The sequence below is a fragment of the Streptomyces sp. NPDC051105 genome (assembly GCF_040682795.1).
GTDB lineage: Bacteria > Actinomycetota > Actinomycetes > Streptomycetales > Streptomycetaceae > Streptomyces.
Genome location: NZ_JBFBBR010000008.1, coordinates 263,700 through 282,799 on the forward strand (window position 1 = coordinate 263,700; position 19,100 = coordinate 282,799).

Genomic DNA, 19,100 nt, shown 5'->3' on the forward strand with positions numbered 1-19,100 from the left:
GGCAGGGTCCGGTTGACCCGGGACTACTGGGGGCCGGCCACCGACGCGCTCACGGTGTCGTACGACTGAGCGGGCAGACCGGCAGCCGTGAGGTCGGCGCGTTCCCGCAGGGAGAGCAGGACCCGCAACACGCCGATCCACACCAGGCAGGAGCCGAACATGTGGAGACCCACCAGGACCGTGGGCAGATGCGTGAAGTACTGGACGTAACCGATCACGCCCTGGCCGAGCAGGATCAGGAAGAGGTCACGGGTGCGGTCGCGCGGTCCCTGGGGCGCGTTGACGCCCCGCAGGAAGAACCAGAGCGCGAAGGTCAGCGAGACCACGATCCAGGCCAGGACCGCGTGCAGCTCGGCGACGCCCTCCCAGCTGACGTCGATGCGCTCGACCTCGCCGGAGTCGCCCGGGTGCGGTCCGGCGCCGGTCACCACCGTGCCCACCGCGATGAGCAGCAGCGACACGACCACCAGGGCCCACACCAGCTGCTGCACGGCCTTGCCGACCAGCGGGCGCGGCTCGCCGTCGCCCTCGCGGGTGCGTTGCCACATCAGGGCGGCGACCGTGATGAGGGCCGTCGCCAGCAGGAAGTGGGCGGCGACGGTGTACGGGTTGAGGCCGACCAGCACCACGACACCGCCGAGGACGGCGTTGCTCATGACGATCCAGAACTGCGCCCAGCCCAGCCGGGTCAGGCTGCGCCGGTACGGCTTCTGGGACCGGGCGGCGATGATCGCCCAGCCGACCGCCGCGCACAGCACGTAGGTCAGCATGCGGTTCGTGAACTCGATGGCGCTGTGATAGCTCAGCGCGGTCGTCGGGGTCAGCGAGCCGTCGGTGCACTCGGGCCAGGTCGGGCAGCCGAGGCCGGAGCCGGTGAGCCGGACCGCGCCGCCGGTGACCACGATGACCACCGACATGACGAGGGCGGCGAGGGCCGCGCGCCGGACGGTCCGGGGATCCGGGGTCCAGCGGTCGGCGATGAAGGCGAGCGGGTTGCGCACGGCCGCTACGGCGTCGGTGGGGGTCAGCTTTGGCACGGGCACCATCGTAGGGCGCCGCTTGTGCACGAATTCACGTGGGTGGCCGCCAGCGCGTTCGGGCCGGTCAGCCGCCGCAGCGCGGAGGTGCTGGAAGGCCCGCCACGACACCGGCCGTGCTGTCGTTCCCGCGGACGCTCACTCCCAGCGGAAGAGCCAGCCCGCCGCCGCCAGCCCCGCCCCCGCCCACACCGTGAGGATTCCCAGGTCCCCCCACGGCATCCCGGCGCCGTGCTGGAGCACGTCCCGGAGCCCGTCCGACAGGGCGGAGATGGGCAACAGGCCCAGGATCTCCTGTCCGGTGGAGCCGAACTTGTCCAGCGGCACGATGACCCCGCCGCCCACGAGGAGCAGCAGGAACACCAGGTTGGCGGCGGCCAGGGTCGCCTCCGCCTTGAGGGTGCCCGCCATCAGCAGGCCGAGGCCGGAGAAGGCGGCGGTGCCGAGGACCAGCAGGAGCAGCACGGCGAGTGGGTTGCCGTGCGGGGACCAACCGAGGGCGTAGGCGATCACCGTCACGAGGATCACCTGGAGGATCTCCGTGACCAGGACCGACGCGGTCTTCGCGGCCATCAGGCCCCAGCGGGGGAGCGGCGAGGAGGCGAGGCGCTTCAGGACGCCGTAGCGGCGCTCGAAGCCGGTCGCGATGGCCTGGCCGGTGAACGCCGTGGACATGACGGCGAGGGCGAGGATGCCGGGGGTGAGGAAGTCGACCGCCTTGCCGGATCCCGTGTCGACGATGTCCACCGAGCTGAAGAGCACGAGCAGCAGCGTCGGGATCACCACCGTCAGCAGCAGCTGCTCGCCGTTGCGCAGCAGCATCCTGGTCTCCAGGGCCGCCTGTGCCGCGATCATGCGGGGGAGCGGGGCGGCACCCGGCTTCGGGGTGTAGGTGCCCGTCGCGGTGGTCATGAACGCAGCTCCTTGCCGGTCAGCTCCAGACTGTGCCCTCCCGGGAGATAACCCCCGGACCCCCAGCCGATCCATGTGCGGGCCGGAATCATGAACGCAGCTCCTTGCCGGTCAGCTCCAGGAAGACGTCCTCCAGCGTGTGGCGTTCGACCGAGATGCGGTCCGGCATCACCCCGTGCTGGGCGCACCACGAGGTCACCGTCGCCAGCAGCTGGGGGTTGACCTTGCCCATGACCCGGTAGGAACCCGGCGTCAGCTCGGCGGCCGCGGAGTCCGCCGGGAGCGCCTTGAGCAGCGAGCCGACGTCGAGGCCGGGGCGGCCGGAGAACCGCAGGGTGTTCTCGGCGCCGCCCTTGCACAGCTCCTCGGGGGAGCCCTGGGCGATCACCCGGCCGGCGTCGATGACGGCGACGTCGTCGGCGAGCTGCTCGGCCTCTTCCATGTAGTGGGTGGTGAGAATGACCGAAACGCCGTCGGTGCGCAGGTCCCGCACCAGGTCCCAGGTGGCCCGTCGGGCCTGCGGGTCGAGCCCGGCGGTCGGCTCGTCGAGGAAGACCAGTTCCGGGCGTCCGACCACGGCCATGGCGAGCGCGAGGCGCTGCTGCTGGCCGCCGGAGAGTCGCCGGTACGAGGTACGCCCGCAGCCGCCGAGGCCCAGTCGCTCGATCAGCGCGTCCACGTCCAGCGGATCCGCGTGCAGCTTCGCCACGTGCCGCAGCATCTCGTCCGCGCGGGCGCCGGAGTAGACACCGCCGGACTGGAGCATCACGCCCACTCTGGGGCGCAGCTCGGCGGACTGGCGTACGGGATCGAGGCCCAGGACGCGCACCGAGCCGGAGTCCGGCCTGCGGTACCCCTCGCAGGTCTCGATCGTCGTCGTCTTGCCCGCGCCGTTGGGTCCGAGTACGGCGGTCACACCCGGCCGGGCCACCAGGTCGAGGCCGTCCACGGCGGTTTTCGTGCCGTACCGCTTCACCAGGTCCCGCACCTGGACCACGGGCTCACTTCGCATGGTGACAGAGTCTAGGTACGGCTGCCGTCACCCGGACGGCCGGGTGCTAGATCTCCTCCTCACGGGGTCGATGTACGGCCAGCCATCGCTCGGCGTAGGCCACCGCCGCACGCACGGGGAAGAGCCGCGCCTCGGCCGCGCCGACGGTCCCGCGCACGACGACAGGCCGGTCGCGTTCGAAGTCGTAGCCCAGTTCGTCGAAGCGGTCGGAGGTGATCGACACCTCGCTCACCACCTCCCAGCCGCCGCCCGGGGCGGGCCGGCCGACCGGGACCCGGGGCGACGGTATGCGGTATTCGGCCAGGTGGAAGCTGGTGCAGGTGGCATAGCCCGCGCCGAGCATGAGCACGCGCGCGTCCAGCTTCTCCAGGCGGGCCAGCGGGCTCCGCTCGCCGAGCCGGCAGTCGGGGGCGTGGCCGTCGATGATCTCGGCCGCGCGGGGACCGACGGCCGCGAAGGAGGTCTGCGGGTGCGCGCTGCGCAGGGCGCCCGGCCAGGTCCGCACGGTCTCCGGAATCACGCCGACCCCGCGCGCGGGGGTGATCCGGGGGTCGTACGACGGCATGGTCGCCCGGATCTTCGACCACCACTCCTCCGGTACCGGCGGGTCGCGCCACACCGCCGGGTCCGAGAGGTCGCCGGTCTGGGTGGGGACCACCAGGGTGCCGTCCGGGCCGAGCGCGTCGAGAAGACTTTTGACGACCGCCACGGCTCCGCCGTTGACCCAGCCGAGGGAACTGAGCGAGGTGTGTGCGAGGAGGGTTTCGCCGGTCTTGACACCGAGCAGCCGAAGCTGCTTCGCCAGGGTGTCCCGAGTGACAAGAGGGCCGGTCGGAGGGGGTGTGGGCATGGTTGTGGAGTGTTCCGGACAAGGCCGCCGACCGCCAGCGGATTGCGTGCGGGATGATCGATCAGAGATCGTTTGCGCAGGTCAGATTAGGTAAACCTAAGTGACGCAGGGCACCGTCCGGCGGTCCGGCCGCCGCTTGCCTGGCTCTGAGGAATTACGCAACAATGGCGTTGTGAAAAACGTCGGCGAGGCTCGGGAGACCCCCAGGGGGGCCCCGCAGGAGGAACTCGCGACCGGTGAGCGTTCGACGCGCAACCGGGTCGCGCGGTCCATCCTGGACCACGGCCCGTCGACCGTCACCGAACTGGCCGGACGCCTGGGCCTGACCCCGGCGGCCGTACGCCGGCACCTGGACGCCCTGGTCGCCGACGACGTCGTGGAGGCGCGCGAGCAGCGGGTGTACGGCGCACGGACCCGCGGGAGGCCCGCCAAGGTCTTCGCCCTCACCGACTGCGGCCGCGACGCCTTCGACCAGTCGTACGACAGCCTCGCCGCCGACGCGCTGCGCTGGATCGCCGAGCAGGGGGGCGGTCAGGAGGCGGTCGCCGCCTTCGCGCGGGCCCGGATCGCCGCACAGGCGAGCGCCTATCGCAAGGCCATCGAGGCCGTGAGCCCCGACGACCGTACAGAAGCGCTGGCCAAGGCCCTGAGCAGGGACGGGTACGCTGCGACGGCGCGCACCGCACCGATCGGCGAACAGCTGTGCCAGCACCACTGCCCGGTCGCCCATGTCGCGGAGCAGTTCCCGCAGCTGTGCGAGGCGGAGACGGAGATCTTCGCCGAGCTGCTCGGCACGCACGTCCAGCGACTGGCGACCATCGCGCACGGCGACGGCGTCTGCACGACGTTCATCCCCAAGATTTCCACTGACGCATCTGCTAGCACGGCCGGGAGGAACCCCGCATGACTCTCCCCACGGAGACTGCCCACCCCGAACTCGAGGGTCTGGGCAAGTACGAATACGGCTGGGCCGACTCCGACACGGCCGGCGCCTCCGCCAAGCGCGGCATCAACGAGGACGTCGTCCGGGACATCTCCGAGAAGAAGTCCGAGCCCGAGTGGATGACCAAGCTCCGCCTCAAGGGCCTGCGCCTCTTCGAGAAGAAGCCGATGCCGAACTGGGGTTCCGACCTGTCGGGGATCGACTTCGACAACATCAAGTACTTCGTGCGCTCCACGGAGAAGCAGGCGGAGTCCTGGGAGGACCTGCCCGAGGACATCAAGAACACCTACGACAAGCTGGGCATCCCGGAGGCGGAGAAGCAGCGCCTGGTCGCCGGTGTCGCCGCCCAGTACGAGTCGGAGGTCGTCTACCACCAGATCCGCGAGGACCTGGAGGAGCAGGGCGTCATCTTCCTGGACACCGACACCGCGCTGAAGGAGCACCCGGAGCTCTTCAAGGAGTACTTCGGGACCGTCATCCCGGTCGGTGACAACAAGTTCGCCTCCCTGAACACCGCCGTCTGGTCGGGCGGCTCCTTCATCTACGTCCCGCCGGGCGTCCACGTGGAGATCCCGCTCCAGGCCTACTTCCGGATCAACACCGAGAACATGGGCCAGTTCGAGCGGACCCTGATCATCGTCGACGAGGGTGCCTACGTGCACTACGTCGAGGGCTGCACCGCCCCGATCTACAAGTCGGACTCGCTGCACTCCGCGGTCGTCGAGATCATCGTCAAGAAGAACGCCCGCTGCCGCTACACGACCATCCAGAACTGGTCGAACAACGTCTACAACCTGGTCACCAAGCGCGCCGTCGCCTACGAGGGCGCGACCATGGAGTGGATCGACGGCAACATCGGCTCCAAGGTGACGATGAAGTACCCGGCCGTCTACCTGATGGGCGAGCACGCCAAGGGCGAGACCCTCTCCATCGCCTTCGCGGGCGAGGGCCAGCACCAGGACGCCGGCTCCAAGATGGTCCACATGGCGCCGAACACGTCGTCCAACATCGTCTCCAAGTCCGTGGCGCGCGGCGGCGGCCGTACCTCCTACCGCGGCCTGGTCGAGATCGGCGAGGGCGCCCACGGTTCCAAGTCGAACGTGCTGTGCGACGCGCTGCTCGTCGACACCATCTCCCGCTCCGACACGTACCCGTACGTGGACGTCCGCGAGGACGACGTGTCCATGGGCCACGAGGCGACCGTCTCCAAGGTCTCCGAGGACCAGCTCTTCTACCTGATGAGCCGGGGTCTGACCGAGTTCGAGGCGATGGCGATGATCGTGCGCGGCTTCGTCGAGCCGATCGCGAAGGAACTGCCCATGGAGTACGCCCTCGAGCTCAACCGGCTGATCGAGCTCCAGATGGAAGGCGCGGTCGGCTAAGCGACCGTCGTCACCGTCAAGCCACTCACGTAAGAAAGCGAGCAGACCGACAGCCATGGCTGAGGCTCAGAACTCCCCCACCCTCGGATCCGCTCGGGTGGGGGGACCCCCACCGGTCGGGTCCACCACCGCCGGCCAGATCGCGGTGGCCGCCGAGTCGACCGTCGCCACGCGCATGAGCGCGCCCCCGTCCTTCGACGTCGCGGACTTCCCGGTCCCGCACGGCCGCGAGGAGGAGTGGCGGTTCACCCCGCTGGAGCGCCTGCGCGGGCTGCACGACGGCACGGCGGTCGCCACCGGCGACGGCCTGAAGGTCGCGGTGGAGGCCCCCGAGGGCGTCACCGTCGAGCTGGTCGGCCGCGACGACCCCCGGCTCGGCCGGGCCGGCATCCCGGTGGACCGGGTCGCCGCCCAGGCGTACTCCGCCTTCGAGCAGGCCGGCGTGGTCACCGTCCCCAAGGAGACGGTGCTCACCGAGCCGATCCGGATCGCCGTGCACGGCCAGGGCGGGGTCTCCTACGGCCACCAGGTCATCGAGCTGGGCGCCTTCGCCGAGGCCGTCGTCGTCATCGACCACACCGGCGACGTGGTCACCGCCGCCAACGTCGAGTACGTCCTGGGGGACGGTGCCAAGCTCACCGTCGTCTCCGTCCAGGACTGGGACGACAAGGCCGTGCACGTGGCCCAGCACAACGCCCTCGTCGGCCGCGACGCCTCCTTCAAGTCGGTCGTCGTCACCTTCGGCGGCGACGTCGTACGACTGCACCCGCGTGTCTCCTACGCCGGCACCGGCGGCGAGGCCGAGCTGTACGGCCTGTACTTCACGGACGCCGGGCAGCACCAGGAGCACCGTCTGCTCGTGGACCACAACACCCCGCACTGCAAGTCGAACGTGGCCTACAAGGGCGCCCTCCAGGGCGAACAGGCACACGCGGTCTGGATCGGCGACGTCCTCATCGAGGCCAAGGCCGAGGGCACCGACACCTACGAGATGAACCGCAACCTGGTCCTCACGGACGGCGCGCGGGTCGACTCGGTGCCGAACCTGGAGATCGAGACCGGCGAGATCGTCGGCGCCGGCCACGCCTCCGCCACCGGCCGATTCGACGACGAGCAGCTCTTCTATCTGATGGCCCGCGGCATCCCGCAGCACGAGGCCCGCCGGCTGGTGGTCCGCGGCTTCTTCGCCGAACTGGTCCAGCAGATCGGTGTCGCCGACATCGAGGAGCGGCTGCTCGCCAAGATCGAGGAGGAGCTGGAGGCCTCGGTCGCATGACCACCTTCGTACGCGCTTGCGGGCTGAGCGAGCTGGAGGACGACACCCCGAAACGGGTGGAACTCGACGGCACGCCGGTATCGGTCGTCCGCACCGAGGGAGAGGTGTTCGCGATCTACGACATCTGCTCCCACGCCAACGTCTCGCTCTCCGAGGGCGAGGTGGAGGACTGCCAGATCGAGTGCTGGCTGCACGGCTCCAGTTTCGACCTGCGCACCGGCAAGCCGTCCGGCCTCCCGGCCACCCGCCCCGTCCCCGTATACCCCGTAAAGATCGAAGGGGACGACGTGCTCGTCTCCCTCACCCAGGAGTCCTGAGGCACCCATGGCAACGCTTGAAATCCGAGACCTGCACGTCACCGTCGAGGCCGACAACGCCACGAAGGAGATCCTCAAGGGCGTCGACCTCACCGTGAAGCAGGGCGAGACGCACGCCATCATGGGCCCCAACGGCTCCGGCAAGTCGACGCTCGCCTACTCGCTCGCGGGTCACCCGAAGTACACGATCACCGGCGGCACCGTCACCCTCGACGGCGAGGACGTCCTGGAGATGTCCGTCGACGAGCGCGCCCGCGCCGGCCTGTTCCTGGCGATGCAGTACCCGGTCGAGGTCCCCGGCGTCTCGGTCTCCAACTTCCTGCGCACCTCCGCCACCGCCGTCCGCGGCGAGGCCCCCAAGCTGCGTACCTGGGTGAAGGAGGTCAAGGAGACCATGGAGCGCCTCTCCATGGACCCCTCCTTCGCCGAGCGCAACGTCAACGAGGGCTTCTCCGGCGGCGAGAAGAAGCGCCACGAGATCCTCCAGCTGGAACTGCTCAAGCCGAAGATCGCGATCCTCGACGAGACCGACTCCGGCCTGGACGTCGACGCCCTGCGCGTCGTCTCCGAGGGCGTCAACCGCGTCCGTGAGACCGGCGAGGTGGGCACCCTGCTCATCACGCACTACACGCGCATTCTGCGCTACATCAAGCCCGACTTCGTCCACGTCTTCTCCGCCGGACGCATCGTCGAGTCCGGCGGTGCCGAGCTCGCCGACAAGCTGGAGAACGAGGGCTACGAGGCTTACACGAAGGGTGGCGCCGTGAGCGGAGCGAACTCAAGGGGGGCCGTCGCGTGACGCAGCTGCCGGGCCTCCTCGACACCGAGGCGATCCGCAAGGACTTCCCCATCCTGGACCGACTGGTCCACGACGACCGGAAGCTCGTGTACCTGGACAACGCGGCGACCTCGCAGAAGCCGCGCCAGGTGCTGGACGCACTCAGTGAGTACTACGAGCGCTACAACGCCAACGTCCACCGCGGTGTGCATGTGCTCGCCGAGGAGGCCACGGCGCTGTACGAGGGCGCGCGCGACAAGGTCGCCGAGTTCATCAACGCGCCCAGCCGCGACGAGGTGATCTTCACCAAGAACGCCTCCGAGTCGCTGAACCTCGTGGCGAACATGCTCGGCTGGGCCGACGAGCCCTACCGGGTGGACCACGAGACCGAGATCGTCATCACGGAGATGGAGCACCACTCCAACATCGTGCCGTGGCAGCTGCTGGCGCAGCGCACGGGCGCGAAGCTGAAGTGGTTCGGCCTCACCGACGACGGCCGCCTCGACCTGTCCAACATCAACGAGATCATCACCGAGAAGACGAAGATCGTCTCCTTCGTGCTGGTGTCGAACATCCTGGGCACGGTCAACCCGGTCGAGGCGATAGTCCGTCGCGCCCAGGAGGTCGGCGCGCTGGTCTGCATCGACGCCTCCCAGGCGGCTCCCCACATGCCGCTAGACGTCCAGGCCCTCCAGGCCGACTTCGTCGCCTTCACCGGGCACAAGATGTGCGGCCCGACGGGCATCGGCGTCCTCTGGGGCCGCCAGGAGCTCCTGGAGGACCTGCCCCCCTTCCTGGGCGGCGGCGAGATGATCGAGACCGTGTCGATGCACTCCTCGACCTACGCCCCGGCGCCCCACAAGTTCGAGGCGGGCACCCCCCCGATCGCCCAGGCGGTCGGCCTCGGTGCGGCGATCGACTACCTGAACTCGATCGGCATGGACAAGATCCTCGCCCATGAGCACGCGCTGACCGAGTACGCGGTACGGCGGCTCACCGAGGTCCCCGACCTGAAGATCATCGGCCCCACCACGGCCGAGGACCGGGGCGCGGCGATCTCCTTCACCCTCGGGGACATCCACCCGCACGACGTGGGCCAGGTCCTCGACGAGCAGGGCATCGCGGTCCGGGTCGGCCACCACTGCGCCCGTCCGGTCTGCCTGCGGTACGGAATTCCTGCGACCACGCGAGCGTCGTTCTATCTGTACTCCACGCCGGCCGAGATCGACGCACTGGTCGAGGGGCTGGAGCACGTACGGAACTTCTTCGGCTGAAGGGCGTGAACTGAGACCGTGAAGCTGGACTCGATGTACCAGGAAGTCATCCTGGACCACTACAAGCACCCGCACGGGCGTGGTCTCAGGGATGGCGACGCCGAGGTGCACCATGTGAACCCCACGTGCGGCGACGAGATCACCCTCCGAGTGAAGTACGACGGCACGACGATCGAGGACGTCTCGTACGAGGGCCAGGGCTGCTCGATCAGCCAGGCGAGCGCCTCCGTACTGAACGACCTCCTGGTCGGCAAGGAGCTGGGCGACGCGCAGCAGATCCAGGAGACCTTCCTGGAGCTGATGCAGTCCAAGGGCAGGCTCGAACCCGACGACGCGATGGAGGAGGTGCTGGAGGACGCGGTCGCGTTCGCCGGTGTCTCCAAGTACCCGGCCCGGGTCAAGTGCGCCCTCCTGAGCTGGATGGCGTGGAAGGACGCGACGGCTCAGGCGCTGGGTGGCGCGGCCGACGCCGAAAGGAAGACGGCATGAGCGAGACCGTTGAGATGAAGCCGGCCTCGGAGGAAGAACTCCGCGAGGCCCTGTACGACGTCGTCGACCCCGAGCTGGGCATCGACGTCGTCAATCTCGGCCTGATCTACGGTATTCACATCGACGACGCGAACATCGCGACGATCGACATGACCCTGACCTCGGCGGCCTGCCCGCTGACGGACGTCATCGAGGACCAGGCCAAGTCCGCCACGGACGGCCTCGTCAACGAACTGCGCATCAACTGGGTCTGGATGCCCCCGTGGGGCCCCGACAAGATCACCGACGACGGCCGCGAGCAGCTCAGGGCGCTCGGGTTCAACGTCTGACACCCGCGTAGCGAAAAGCGGCGGCACCGGACAGGTGCCGCCGCTTTCGCGTGTTCGGGCAGCGTGCTCAGGCCAGGGGATCCACCAGGCGGAACGCCGAGTCCGCGCGGTAGAGGTCGCTGTCCTGGTAGGAGACCAGTTTCAGCTGGAAGTTCTGGTGGCGCAGGAAACGTCCGGGGTAGTTCGCCGACTCCAGCATGACCGCGCCGGAGTAGGCCGAGGTCCGGGCGCAGAAGGTGGCGTCCTGCTTGAAGAGGGACGAGCCGTCGTTGCCGTCGGCGCGCAGCAGGAAGTTGCGGTGCCGCAGGTACTTTCCGTCGGACGTCCGGAACGAGTAACAGGAGCTGTTCGCAAGGCCCTTGACCACGGTGAACGTCGAGTCCTCACGGGACTCCGAGCCGCGGACCGGGTCGAGCTTCACATAACCGTCGCTCACGTGCCAGTAGCGGTCCGGGTAGTTGACCGACCGGACCGACCTGTGGGCGGGGGACTGCGGTGTGGAGCCACCCGAGCCGCCCGAACTTCCCTTGGACGGCGAGGCCTTGGAGGGCTTCGCGCTGGACGGCGAGGTCTTCGGGGTGGTGCCCGGTGCCGCGGCCGACGCCGTGGCGGAGGAGGACGAGGTGGGCGAAGTCGTCAGCATGCCTGACTTGTCCTTCGCGGGGGTGGCCGGTCCCGTCGCCGTCGGTGAGGCGAAGGAGAGCAGGCCGGGGCCGTGGTCGAGGGCCGCGTCGGTCGGCGGGGGAGGCGTCGTTGACGCCTGGTCAGGGGTGGTGCGGCTGACGGCTATCGCGGTGACGCAGGCGACGACCGTGGCGATCGCCAGCGTGCCGGCCAGCCAGAGTCTTCGGGTTCCGGGAGCCCGGGAGGTGTCGGGGCCCCAGCCGTTCTCCCAGGAGGGATGCGGCGGGGGTTGGGGGGTGGTTTCTGGCATGCGCTTTTCCTCCAGCGGCGCCTAGGCAGCGGCAGCCGGGGGTGTGAGGGTGAGGTGGGTGAACTGTGAAGCGATGATGGATCACAGAGGTGCACACACTAGTGGAGTCGTGCGGCCGCGGGGAGTCGTTTCGGCTAGCGGTTTCTATGAGAATTAAACATCTTCGTGTGGGTGCAGGGGAGTTCAGCCGCGGATCTCGGCGCCCTCCCGCGGATGCGCTGCGCCACGGCTTTTGTGTACGGCCGTACACAACGTTGCGTACACTCGTACACATGGGATACCTGACGCTCGCCGGCGCCATAGCCGCCGAGGTCGCCGCGACGACGGCGATGAAGTACAGCGAGGGCTTCAGCCGGCTCTGGCCCTCGCTGGTGACGGCACTTGGGTATGTGGTGTCGTTCCTGCTCCTGGCCGCGACGCTGAAGACCGTGTCGATCGGCACGGCGTACGCGATCTGGTCCGGCGTCGGCACCGCGGCCATCGCCGTGCTCGGCCTGCTGCTGTTCGGGGAGGGGCTGAGCCTGGTGAAGGTCGCCGGGATCGTGCTCATCATCGGGGGAGTGGTGGTCCTGAACCTGGGAGGCGCGCACTGATGCCACGCCGTTACGACCCCGAGCGCCGGCAGCGGATCATCGAGGCGGCGATCCGCGTGGTGGGGGAGAAGGGGCTGGCCGGGCTCTCCCACCGCTCCGTCGCCGCCGCGGCGGACGTACCGCTCGGTTCGACGACGTACCACTTCAAGACCCTCGACGAGCTGATGGTCGCCGCGCTGCGGCAGGCCAACGAGGGCTTCGCCAAGGCGATCGCCTCACGCGGCGGACTGGACGACTCCGCGGCGGACCTCGCCACCGCCCTCGCCCGGATTCTCGGCGACTGGCTGAGCGGGGACCGTACCGCCGTGGAGCTGGAGTACGAGCTCTACCTCGCCGCCCTGCGCCGCCCGGCCCTGCGCCCCGTCGCCGCCGAGTGGGCCGACGGCCTTGCCGAACGGCTGGCACGGCGCACCGACCCGGTCACGGCGCGGGCCCTGGTCGCGCTGATGGACGGGATCTGCCTCCAGGTGCTGCTGACCGGGACGCCGTACGACGAGGGGTACGCGCGGGAGGTGCTGGGGCGCGTGATTCCCTGAGCGGAACGCCTCTGCCGTTCCCCTTCCCGGGCGCGGGGGAGTGCGGGCCGCCCGGACGATCTTCACGGCCCGGCTGCCGAGACGTCCCGCACGCTGGTTCGCCTCCCCGGCCCCCGGCCGGTTAGGTTGCCCTCATGACCGACACGACTGCTCTTCGTCCCACCGGCGCCGTGGCCGCCGGGCTCGCCACCATCGCCGCCGACGGCACCGTTCTCGACACCTGGTTCCCCGCCCCCGCGCTGGTCGCCGAGCCCGGCCCGGCCGGTACCGAGACGCTCTCCGCCGAGCAGGCCGTGGAACTCCTCGGCGAGGGTGCGGCCCAGGCGATCGGCCCGGACCCCCGCCGCAATGTCGAGGTCGTCGCGGTCCGCACGGTCATCGCTTCGATCGACGAGAAGCCGATCGACGCGCACGACGTCTACCTGCGTCTGCACCTGCTCTCGCACCGCCTGGTCAAGCCGCACGGCCTGAGCCTGGAGGGCCAGTTCGGCTTCCTCGCCAACGTCGCCTGGACCTCCCTCGGCCCGGTCGCCGTCGACGACATCGAGACGGTCCGGCTGAACGCCCGCGCCGAGGGCCTGCACCTCCAGGTGACCTCGATCGACAAGTTCCCGCGGATGACCGACTACGTCGTCCCGAAGGGCGTCCGCATCGCCGACGCCGACCGGGTCCGCCTCGGCGCGCACCTCTCCGAGGGCACGACCGTCATGCACGAGGGCTTCGTCAACTTCAACGCCGGTACGCTCGGCACCTCGATGGTCGAGGGCCGTATCTCGGCCGGTGTCGTCGTCGGCAACGGCTCCGACATCGGCGGCGGCGCCTCCACCATGGGCACGCTGTCCGGCGGCGGCAACGTGATCATCGCCGTCGGCGAGCGCTGCCTGGTCGGCGCCGAGGCGGGCGTCGGCATCGCGCTCGGCGACGAGTGCGTGGTCGAGGCCGGCCTGTACGTCACCGCGGGCACCCGGGTCACCATGCCCGACGGCCAGATCGTCAAGGCCCGCGACCTGAGCGGCGCGTCCAACATCCTCTTCCGCCGCAACTCGGTCACCGGCGCGGTCGAGGCCCGCCCGAACAACGCGGTCTGGGGCGGCCTGAACGAGATCCTGCACAGCCACAACTGACCCGCCCGGTTCGGGAAGAGTCGAGGAAGAGCGCCCTTCCGTCACGTGGGTGGGAGGGCGCTCAGTCGTTCGTCACGGAGGCACGGAACTCCGCCAGCGCGGCGAAGTCGGCGGCGCGCAGGCCGACCCGGGGACTGACGTGATGGAGCAGGGCCGGGCCGGGATGGTGGGCGCGGACGTACAGCGTGTCCGCCGGGCTCTGCTCGTCGTCCACCCAGGCGAACGGCCGGCCCTCCGCGTACGCCACGATCGCCTCCGTCTTCCAGTGGACCCCGTCCGGCCGCTCCGCCAGCAGGCCCCGGCCGAAGTCGACGTACGGCAGCTCGGGCAGGCCCACGACCGGGGCGATCCAGTGGTTCGCCTCGGCCATCCAGGTGGTCGCCCAGCACAGCTCGTAGCCGAGGGCGAGCAGCGCGGGGCCGTGGGACGGGTTCAGCCACACCCGCAGGGGGTGTCCGGGGCGGACGGTCGCCCGGATCGTCGTATAGCCCTCCGGGCGCCGCTCGGGCTGCGCCGCGTACGGGTTGAGGGGGCCGTCGACGTCCAGGAACAGCAGGGGGCGGCTCACGGGGCCAACGTACGGCAGCGGGTGCGCGGGGCGTGGGTGCATATTTCTCGTGGCGGAGAGGCATAGTGGAGCCGCTCCGCACGCGTCACCACACATACGGGGCCCGGCCTACAGCCGCACCGGTGATCAGGTGTACGCGCAGGTCGTCGGCGACCGGGACGGCAAGCAGCGGTTCTACGACCTCGACGGCGGCAGGATCGCCGCCCCGGCCGACGAGCGGTACCTGCGGACGGACGTCGGCGCACGGCTGTCCCCGAACGGCCGGCTCGCCGCGCTCGGTCTGGCCAAGGAGGTCGCCCCCGGGAAGTCGTACTCCTCGATCCGCGACCCCCGTACCGGCAAGGAGATCACCAAGGTCCGGCGGCGACCTGCTGGCCTGGGCCGACGACCGGCGGCTCATCGCCTGGGAGCGGGCCAGCAGCCTGGACGAGTCGTACCGGGCCCGGCTCGTCCTGGTGACGATCGGCAGCGACAAGATCGTTGCGCTGAGCGGGGTCCAGAAGGAGATGTACGACGACCTGAAGGCGTGGCAGCCCGTCTTCGCCCGCCGCTGATCAGCCGGCCACGAGTTCCTCGTACACCGCCCGCAGTCCCTCGGCCGCCTCCCGGCCGGCGGATCGCAGCGGCGCCCGCACCGGCCCCGCCGGCCGGCCGAGCGCGCCGAGCAGCGCCTTCGACGTGACCGTGCCCGGCAGCCCCGCGGCCGTCATCGCCTCGATCAACGGCGTGGCCCGCAGCTGCAGTTCGGCGGCGCGAGCGGTGTCACCGGCGTCGAACGCGTCCAGGATCGTCGCGACATGGGACGGGACGACATTGGCCACCGTGCTCACACAGCCCGCCGCGCCCACCGCGTACAGGGCGAGGATGTGCTCGTCGCAGCCCGCGTAGTACGCCAGTTCCGTGCGCGCCAGCACCTTCTGGGTGCCGAGGAAGTCGTACGAGCAGTCCTTGACCGCCACGATCCGGGGATGCGCGGCGAGCCGGATGAGTGTCTCCGGCTCGATACGGGTGCCGGTGCGGCCCGGGATGTCGTACAGCATCACCGGCAGCGCGCTCGCCTCCGCCACCTCGAGGAAGTGTGCCTCCAGCGCGTCCTGCGGCGGCCTGCTGTAGTAGGGCGACACCACCAGGACGCCGTCCGCGCCCGCCTTCTCGGCCGCCAGCGCCAGCTCCACGGTGTGCAGGGTGTCGGCGGTGCCCACGCCCGTCACGAGCGACACGTCCGCGCCCACCGTGTCCCGGACGGCCGTGATCAACTCCGCCTTCTCCGTGTCCGTGGTGGTCGGCGACTCTCCCGTGGTGCCGTTCAGCACCAGACCGTCACAGCCCTCCGCCACCAGCTGCGCGGCCAGCCGGCGGGCGCCGTCGAGGTCGAGTGTCCCCTCCTGGGTGAACGGTGTGACCATCGCGCAGAGGGTGCGGCCGAAGGGGCGGGGAGGGCGGGGTGAGCGGGCGGTGTCGCGTGGGTTCGTCATGGGGGTAGTCTCGACAGCGCGAAGGCTTAGCTCCACTTAATTCTTCTACGCACTACGTCTTAGAAACGCTAAGTTGTCGCTCCCTCAGGCGTGCCGAGGCCCTATGTCCAACTCGGCCCCTCATGGGCCACTATGGGCCGGACGGTCACCGACGGCAGGTCATGGGAGGCGTCATGAAGCTCGGCAGGGCAGTGGCCACCGGGGTCGCTCAGGAGCGGCCGCTCGTCCACGACGAAGAACCCGAAATCCCCGAAGAGAGTCACGAGCCCCAGACCGTGTCGGTGCCCGAAGAGGCCCCGGCGGCCCGATGAGGCTGCGGCTCCCGGCGGAACGCCCGACGGAGCCGCCGACCGGCTACAAGATCGCCCACCCGGTGCTGTCCCAGGACGGCGCCCGGGCCGGGTTCACCGGTGTGTCGCTGGGCGGCGCGCTGCCGTACGGAGTGCTGGACGACGCGTCCTGCGTCTATGGCCGGCGGCACCGTCCGCCCGCGCGGCTGTGCGACTGCGGCTTCCACTGCCTGCACGAACGCGAGGCCGCCGAGGCCCTGCTGTGCACCGCCGAGCACCGGGCGGCCGTGCTGCTGGAGGTCTCCGTGCTCGGCGCCTACATCCGATTCGAACGCGGCTTCCGCTACGCCCGGCAGCGGGTCCGCACGGCCACCGTCGGCTCGTGCGCCTGCGGCGGGCCGGCCGTGGCGCTCGCCGACGCGGGCTGGGGCAGGCCCGGTTGGCGCGCCCTGGCGGCCGCCTGCGGGGGCTGTGTACGCGCGCGTACGTCCGTTTCGCTCGCCGGGTTCGCCCGGCTGGCCGGAGAGGGGCTGCGGGTGGCCGCCGGGGCCGCGGGGGTGGTCGCCGCCGAGCCGGTGCCGGTGCCCGGTGAGAGTTTCGGGGTGCCCGAACTGGCCGCGGAGGCAGCCCTGTTGCAGGCCCGCCTCGACTGGTTCCAGAGCCAGCTCGCGCGGCTCGGCGAGCGGGGGGAGCGGGGCTGACGGACAGGTCGCCTCGCCTGACCGGCGCCGGCCTGGGTACACGGAGGTCCGTAGGCGCAAGCGGACGCCGACGAGACCGGAAGGGGCAGTACCGATGACGAAGAGGACCGCACACGGAACGGGGGCCCGCATCACCGACACCGCGGGCGCCCTGGCGGCGAAGGCCGACCTCAAGGGGCGTACCCAGGCCCGCGCCGCCGATCTCAAGGACAAGGCCGGCGCTCTGACCGTCCAGCTGCGCCAGGGCGCCTCCCGGGCCGGCCATCAGGCCCAGGACCGGGCGGCGAGGGGCGGCCACACGGCTCAGGAGCAGATGGTGAAGGCGCGGCACACGCTTCAGGAGCGGGCGCTCAGGACCGGGCAGGCCGTCCAGGAGCGGGCGGGGCACGCGGGCCATCTGGCGTCCGAGAAGGCCGTCGAGGCGGGGCACGCCGCCCAGGGGCGCATGCCGCACTCCGTGCGCACGGCCGCTCGGGGCGCCCAGCGGCACACGGGCCCGGTGCTGATCGCGGGCGCCGCCCTCGCCCTCGCCGGTGCCGTCGCCATGCGCGCCCTGCGCCGGGGCCGGCGCCACTGAACCAGCTCAGGTCTCCTCGTCCTCTCCTCCTCCGCCGTCCCACCGAAAACTTCGTCCGTCTGGACAAAAAAACTTTTCGGTGAGACGGTGGAGTCATGCTGGACGTGACCGTGATCGAGGACCCCGAGGCCGCGGCGGTGTCGCTGGACCCCATACGGGCCAGGCTGCTCGCCGAACTGACCGCCGCACCCGCGTCGGCCGCGATGCTGGCCGGCAAGGTCGGGCTGCCCCGGCAGAAGGTGAACTACCACCTCAAGGCGCTGGAGCGGCACGGCCTGGTCGAACTGGCGGGGGAGCGGCGCAAGGGCAATGTCAACGAACGCCTGATGCGCGCGACCGCCGCGTCGTACGTCATCTCGCCGGCCGCCCTGTCCGCCGTACAGCCGGACCCGGACCGCTTCCGCGACCAGCTCTCCGCGCGCTGGCTGCTCGCGCTGGGCGCCCGCCTGGTGCGCGACGTCGGCACGCTGATCAGCGGTGCCGCCAAGGCCCGCAGGCGGCTGGCGACCTACGCGCTGGACGGCGAGGTGCGCTTCGCCTCCGCCGCCGACCGCGCGGCGTTCGTGCAGGAGCTGACGGCGGGCGTGAGCGCGCTCATCCGCAAGTACGACGCGCCCAGCACGGAGGACGGCCGGGACCACCGGATCGTCGTCGCCCTCCATCCCACGGTCAAGGCCGACCCCCACCGGACGGCCGACCCCCGCCCGACGGCGGACACCGGCCCGACGGCGGACACCGGCCCGACGGCCGACACCGGCCCGACGGCCGGGACTCACCCGACGGTCGAGACCCACCCCGCGGTCGAGACCCGGCCCGCGGTCGAGACCCACCCCGCGGTCGAGACCCACCCCGCGGCCGAGACCCACCCCGCGGCCGAGACCCACCCCGCGGCCGAGGCCCGGCCCGGGGTCTCGGACCGGACCACCCCCGAACTGGATCAGTAGGCAGCAGGAGCCCCGACATGTCCCAGGAATTCGAGATCGCCCGCGAGTTCGAAGTCGACGCCACGCCCCAGGAGGTATGGGAGGCGATCACCAACGGCACCGGTGCCTACCTGTGGCCGATGGAGCCGCCCGAGCCCCGGGTGGGCGGCGCGGCGGCCTTCGGCTCCACCGTCACCGCCTACGAGCCCCCGCACCACCTGATCGTCCGCAGTGAGGACGTCGGTTTCCCGGTGCAGAGCGTCAACCAGCTGGAGCACGTCATCGAGCCGCGGGACGGCGGCCGTCGTGCCTGGGTGCGCTATGTGCACAGCGGGATCTTCACCGACGACTGGGACAACCAGTACGACGGTGCGAGCAGGCACACCGACTTCTACCTGCACACCCTGCGCGAGTACCTGGTCCACTTCGCGCCCCGCCCGGTCACCTTCGCGCAGCTCAACGGGCCCGCCGCGGCCCAGGCGCCGGACGCCTTCGACGCCGTGGGCCGCGCCCTGGGCCTGCCGGACGACCTGCCCGAGGGCGCGAAGGCGAGTGTCCGGGGGCCCGGCGGGCGGACGCTGGAGGCGGTGGTCGACTACCGCAACCCGTACTTCATCGGGCTGCGCACCGACGACGCCCTCATCCGGTTCTTCGGACGCAACCACTGGGGCGCCCCGGTCGGCATCAGCGTCCACGACTTCGCACCGGACGCCGACGCCGAGGCGAACGAGAGCGCCTGGCAGGGCTGGCTGGACAAGGTGTACAGCCAGGTCTGAGCCA

General features: G+C 70.6%; 22 protein-coding genes and 1 pseudogene. 15 read left to right on the forward strand and 8 right to left on the reverse strand.

Translation table 11 applies throughout. The features are described 5' to 3' along the window. Nucleotides 1–23: 23 nt before the first annotated feature. The 4 genes from AB0N16_RS21630 to AB0N16_RS21645 form a co-directional block, all read right to left on the reverse strand. Nucleotides 24–1,046 (reverse strand): COX15/CtaA family protein, encoded by a 1,023-nt coding sequence (locus AB0N16_RS21630; protein WP_365798996.1) that lies wholly within the window; start codon nucleotides 1,044–1,046, stop codon nucleotides 24–26. 129 nt (nucleotides 1,047–1,175) lie between these two features. Beyond that, nucleotides 1,176–1,949 carry an ABC transporter permease gene (locus tag AB0N16_RS21635; protein ID WP_365798998.1) on the reverse strand — a complete coding sequence of 258 codons (774 nt, stop codon included), beginning with the start codon at nucleotides 1,947–1,949 and terminating at the stop codon, nucleotides 1,176–1,178. Between the two features lie 88 nt (nucleotides 1,950–2,037). Next, nucleotides 2,038–2,961, reverse strand: coding sequence for an ABC transporter ATP-binding protein (locus AB0N16_RS21640; RefSeq protein ID WP_365799000.1), 924 nt, complete (start codon nucleotides 2,959–2,961; stop codon nucleotides 2,038–2,040). Nucleotides 2,962–3,007: 46 nt separating this feature from the next. Then, nucleotides 3,008–3,811, reverse strand: coding sequence for an AAC(3) family N-acetyltransferase (locus AB0N16_RS21645; RefSeq protein WP_365799002.1), 804 nt, complete (start codon nucleotides 3,809–3,811; stop codon nucleotides 3,008–3,010). A gap of 172 nt (nucleotides 3,812–3,983) precedes the next feature. Between AB0N16_RS21645 and AB0N16_RS21650 the strand changes: the two genes are divergently transcribed. From AB0N16_RS21650 to AB0N16_RS21685, 8 genes are read left to right on the forward strand one after another with little or no spacing between them, the layout of a single operon-like run. Further along, nucleotides 3,984–4,718 carry a metalloregulator ArsR/SmtB family transcription factor gene (locus AB0N16_RS21650; protein WP_365799004.1) on the forward strand — a complete coding sequence of 245 codons (735 nt, stop codon included), beginning with the start codon at nucleotides 3,984–3,986 and terminating at the stop codon, nucleotides 4,716–4,718. Next, entirely contained in the window at nucleotides 4,715–6,136 is a 1,422-nt protein-coding gene (gene sufB, locus AB0N16_RS21655; RefSeq protein WP_351732932.1) for a Fe-S cluster assembly protein SufB, read from the forward strand. Before AB0N16_RS21650 ends, sufB begins: the two co-directional genes overlap by 4 nt. A 55-nt stretch (nucleotides 6,137–6,191) precedes the next feature. Beyond that, the gene (gene sufD, locus AB0N16_RS21660; protein WP_365799006.1) at nucleotides 6,192–7,412 is read left to right on the forward strand and encodes a Fe-S cluster assembly protein SufD; all 1,221 of its coding nucleotides are present in this window, start codon (nucleotides 6,192–6,194) and stop codon (nucleotides 7,410–7,412) included. Continuing rightward, the gene (locus AB0N16_RS21665) at nucleotides 7,409–7,729 is read left to right on the forward strand and encodes a non-heme iron oxygenase ferredoxin subunit (RefSeq protein WP_360481787.1); all 321 of its coding nucleotides are present in this window, start codon (nucleotides 7,409–7,411) and stop codon (nucleotides 7,727–7,729) included. Before sufD ends, AB0N16_RS21665 begins: the two co-directional genes overlap by 4 nt. Nucleotides 7,730–7,736: 7 nt before the next feature. After that, nucleotides 7,737–8,528: a Fe-S cluster assembly ATPase SufC gene (gene sufC / locus AB0N16_RS21670; RefSeq protein WP_360481784.1), complete on the forward strand. Its 792-nt coding sequence runs from the start codon at nucleotides 7,737–7,739 to the stop codon at nucleotides 8,526–8,528. Further along, nucleotides 8,525–9,781: a cysteine desulfurase gene (locus AB0N16_RS21675; RefSeq protein ID WP_365799009.1), complete on the forward strand. Its 1,257-nt coding sequence runs from the start codon at nucleotides 8,525–8,527 to the stop codon at nucleotides 9,779–9,781. Before sufC ends, AB0N16_RS21675 begins: the two co-directional genes overlap by 4 nt. Before the next feature lie 18 nt (nucleotides 9,782–9,799). Then, complete coding sequence (gene sufU / locus AB0N16_RS21680) at nucleotides 9,800–10,270, forward strand: Fe-S cluster assembly sulfur transfer protein SufU (RefSeq protein ID WP_365799011.1); 471 nt, start codon at nucleotides 9,800–9,802, stop codon at nucleotides 10,268–10,270. Beyond that, a complete protein-coding gene (locus AB0N16_RS21685) occupies nucleotides 10,267–10,599 on the forward strand; it encodes a metal-sulfur cluster assembly factor (protein ID WP_037743875.1) in 333 nt (110 codons plus the stop codon). Before sufU ends, AB0N16_RS21685 begins: the two co-directional genes overlap by 4 nt. 67 nt (nucleotides 10,600–10,666) lie before the next feature. On the opposite strand, the gene AB0N16_RS21690 is transcribed toward AB0N16_RS21685, so the two are convergent. Continuing rightward, nucleotides 10,667–11,533 (reverse strand): AbfB domain-containing protein, encoded by an 867-nt coding sequence (locus AB0N16_RS21690; protein WP_365799014.1) that lies wholly within the window; start codon nucleotides 11,531–11,533, stop codon nucleotides 10,667–10,669. A 272-nt stretch (nucleotides 11,534–11,805) separates the two neighbouring features. On the opposite strand from AB0N16_RS21690, the gene AB0N16_RS21695 reads away from it, so the two are divergent. The 3 genes from AB0N16_RS21695 to dapD all read left to right on the forward strand — a co-directional run bounded on the left by AB0N16_RS21695 (nucleotide 11,806) and on the right by dapD (nucleotide 13,786). Beyond that, nucleotides 11,806–12,126, forward strand: coding sequence for a multidrug efflux SMR transporter (locus AB0N16_RS21695; protein ID WP_351694858.1), 321 nt, complete (start codon nucleotides 11,806–11,808; stop codon nucleotides 12,124–12,126). Next, nucleotides 12,126–12,662 (forward strand): TetR family transcriptional regulator, encoded by a 537-nt coding sequence (locus AB0N16_RS21700; RefSeq protein ID WP_365799017.1) that lies wholly within the window; start codon nucleotides 12,126–12,128, stop codon nucleotides 12,660–12,662. Before AB0N16_RS21695 ends, AB0N16_RS21700 begins: the two co-directional genes overlap by 1 nt. A 134-nt stretch (nucleotides 12,663–12,796) precedes the next feature. Further along, nucleotides 12,797–13,786 (forward strand): 2,3,4,5-tetrahydropyridine-2,6-dicarboxylate N-succinyltransferase, encoded by a 990-nt coding sequence (gene dapD / locus AB0N16_RS21705; protein ID WP_365799019.1) that lies wholly within the window; start codon nucleotides 12,797–12,799, stop codon nucleotides 13,784–13,786. Nucleotides 13,787–13,847: 61 nt separating this feature from the next. Here the strand turns inward: dapD and AB0N16_RS21710 are convergent, their stop codons facing one another. The 3 genes from AB0N16_RS21710 to dapA form a co-directional block, all read right to left on the reverse strand. Next, entirely contained in the window at nucleotides 13,848–14,354 is a 507-nt protein-coding gene (locus AB0N16_RS21710) for a hypothetical protein (protein ID WP_365799021.1), read from the reverse strand. An 85-nt stretch (nucleotides 14,355–14,439) separates the two neighbouring features. Then, on the reverse strand, nucleotides 14,440–14,829 hold the full coding sequence (locus tag AB0N16_RS21715; RefSeq protein WP_365799023.1) for a hypothetical protein: 390 nt from the start codon (nucleotides 14,827–14,829) through the stop codon (nucleotides 14,440–14,442). A gap of 79 nt (nucleotides 14,830–14,908) precedes the next feature. Next, on the reverse strand, nucleotides 14,909–15,829 hold the full coding sequence (gene dapA, locus AB0N16_RS21720; RefSeq protein WP_365799025.1) for a 4-hydroxy-tetrahydrodipicolinate synthase: 921 nt from the start codon (nucleotides 15,827–15,829) through the stop codon (nucleotides 14,909–14,911). A 307-nt stretch (nucleotides 15,830–16,136) separates the two neighbouring features. Here dapA and AB0N16_RS21725 point away from each other — a divergent pair, with 307 nt between their 5' ends. The 4 genes and pseudogenes from AB0N16_RS21725 to AB0N16_RS21740 all read left to right on the forward strand — a co-directional run bounded on the left by AB0N16_RS21725 (nucleotide 16,137) and on the right by AB0N16_RS21740 (nucleotide 19,096). Then, the gene (locus AB0N16_RS21725) at nucleotides 16,137–16,820 is read left to right on the forward strand and encodes a hypothetical protein (RefSeq protein ID WP_365799027.1); all 684 of its coding nucleotides are present in this window, start codon (nucleotides 16,137–16,139) and stop codon (nucleotides 16,818–16,820) included. Nucleotides 16,821–16,914: 94 nt separating this feature from the next. Then, entirely contained in the window at nucleotides 16,915–17,397 is a 483-nt protein-coding gene (locus AB0N16_RS21730) for a circumsporozoite protein (RefSeq protein WP_365799029.1), read from the forward strand. A gap of 95 nt (nucleotides 17,398–17,492) precedes the next feature. Next, nucleotides 17,493–18,071 (forward strand): annotated as a pseudogene (locus tag AB0N16_RS21735) (helix-turn-helix domain-containing protein); the annotation flags it as partial. Between the two features lie 287 nt (nucleotides 18,072–18,358). Beyond that, the gene (locus AB0N16_RS21740) at nucleotides 18,359–19,096 is read left to right on the forward strand and encodes an SRPBCC domain-containing protein (RefSeq protein WP_365799031.1); all 738 of its coding nucleotides are present in this window, start codon (nucleotides 18,359–18,361) and stop codon (nucleotides 19,094–19,096) included. The last annotated feature ends 4 nt before the right edge of the window (nucleotides 19,097–19,100 follow it).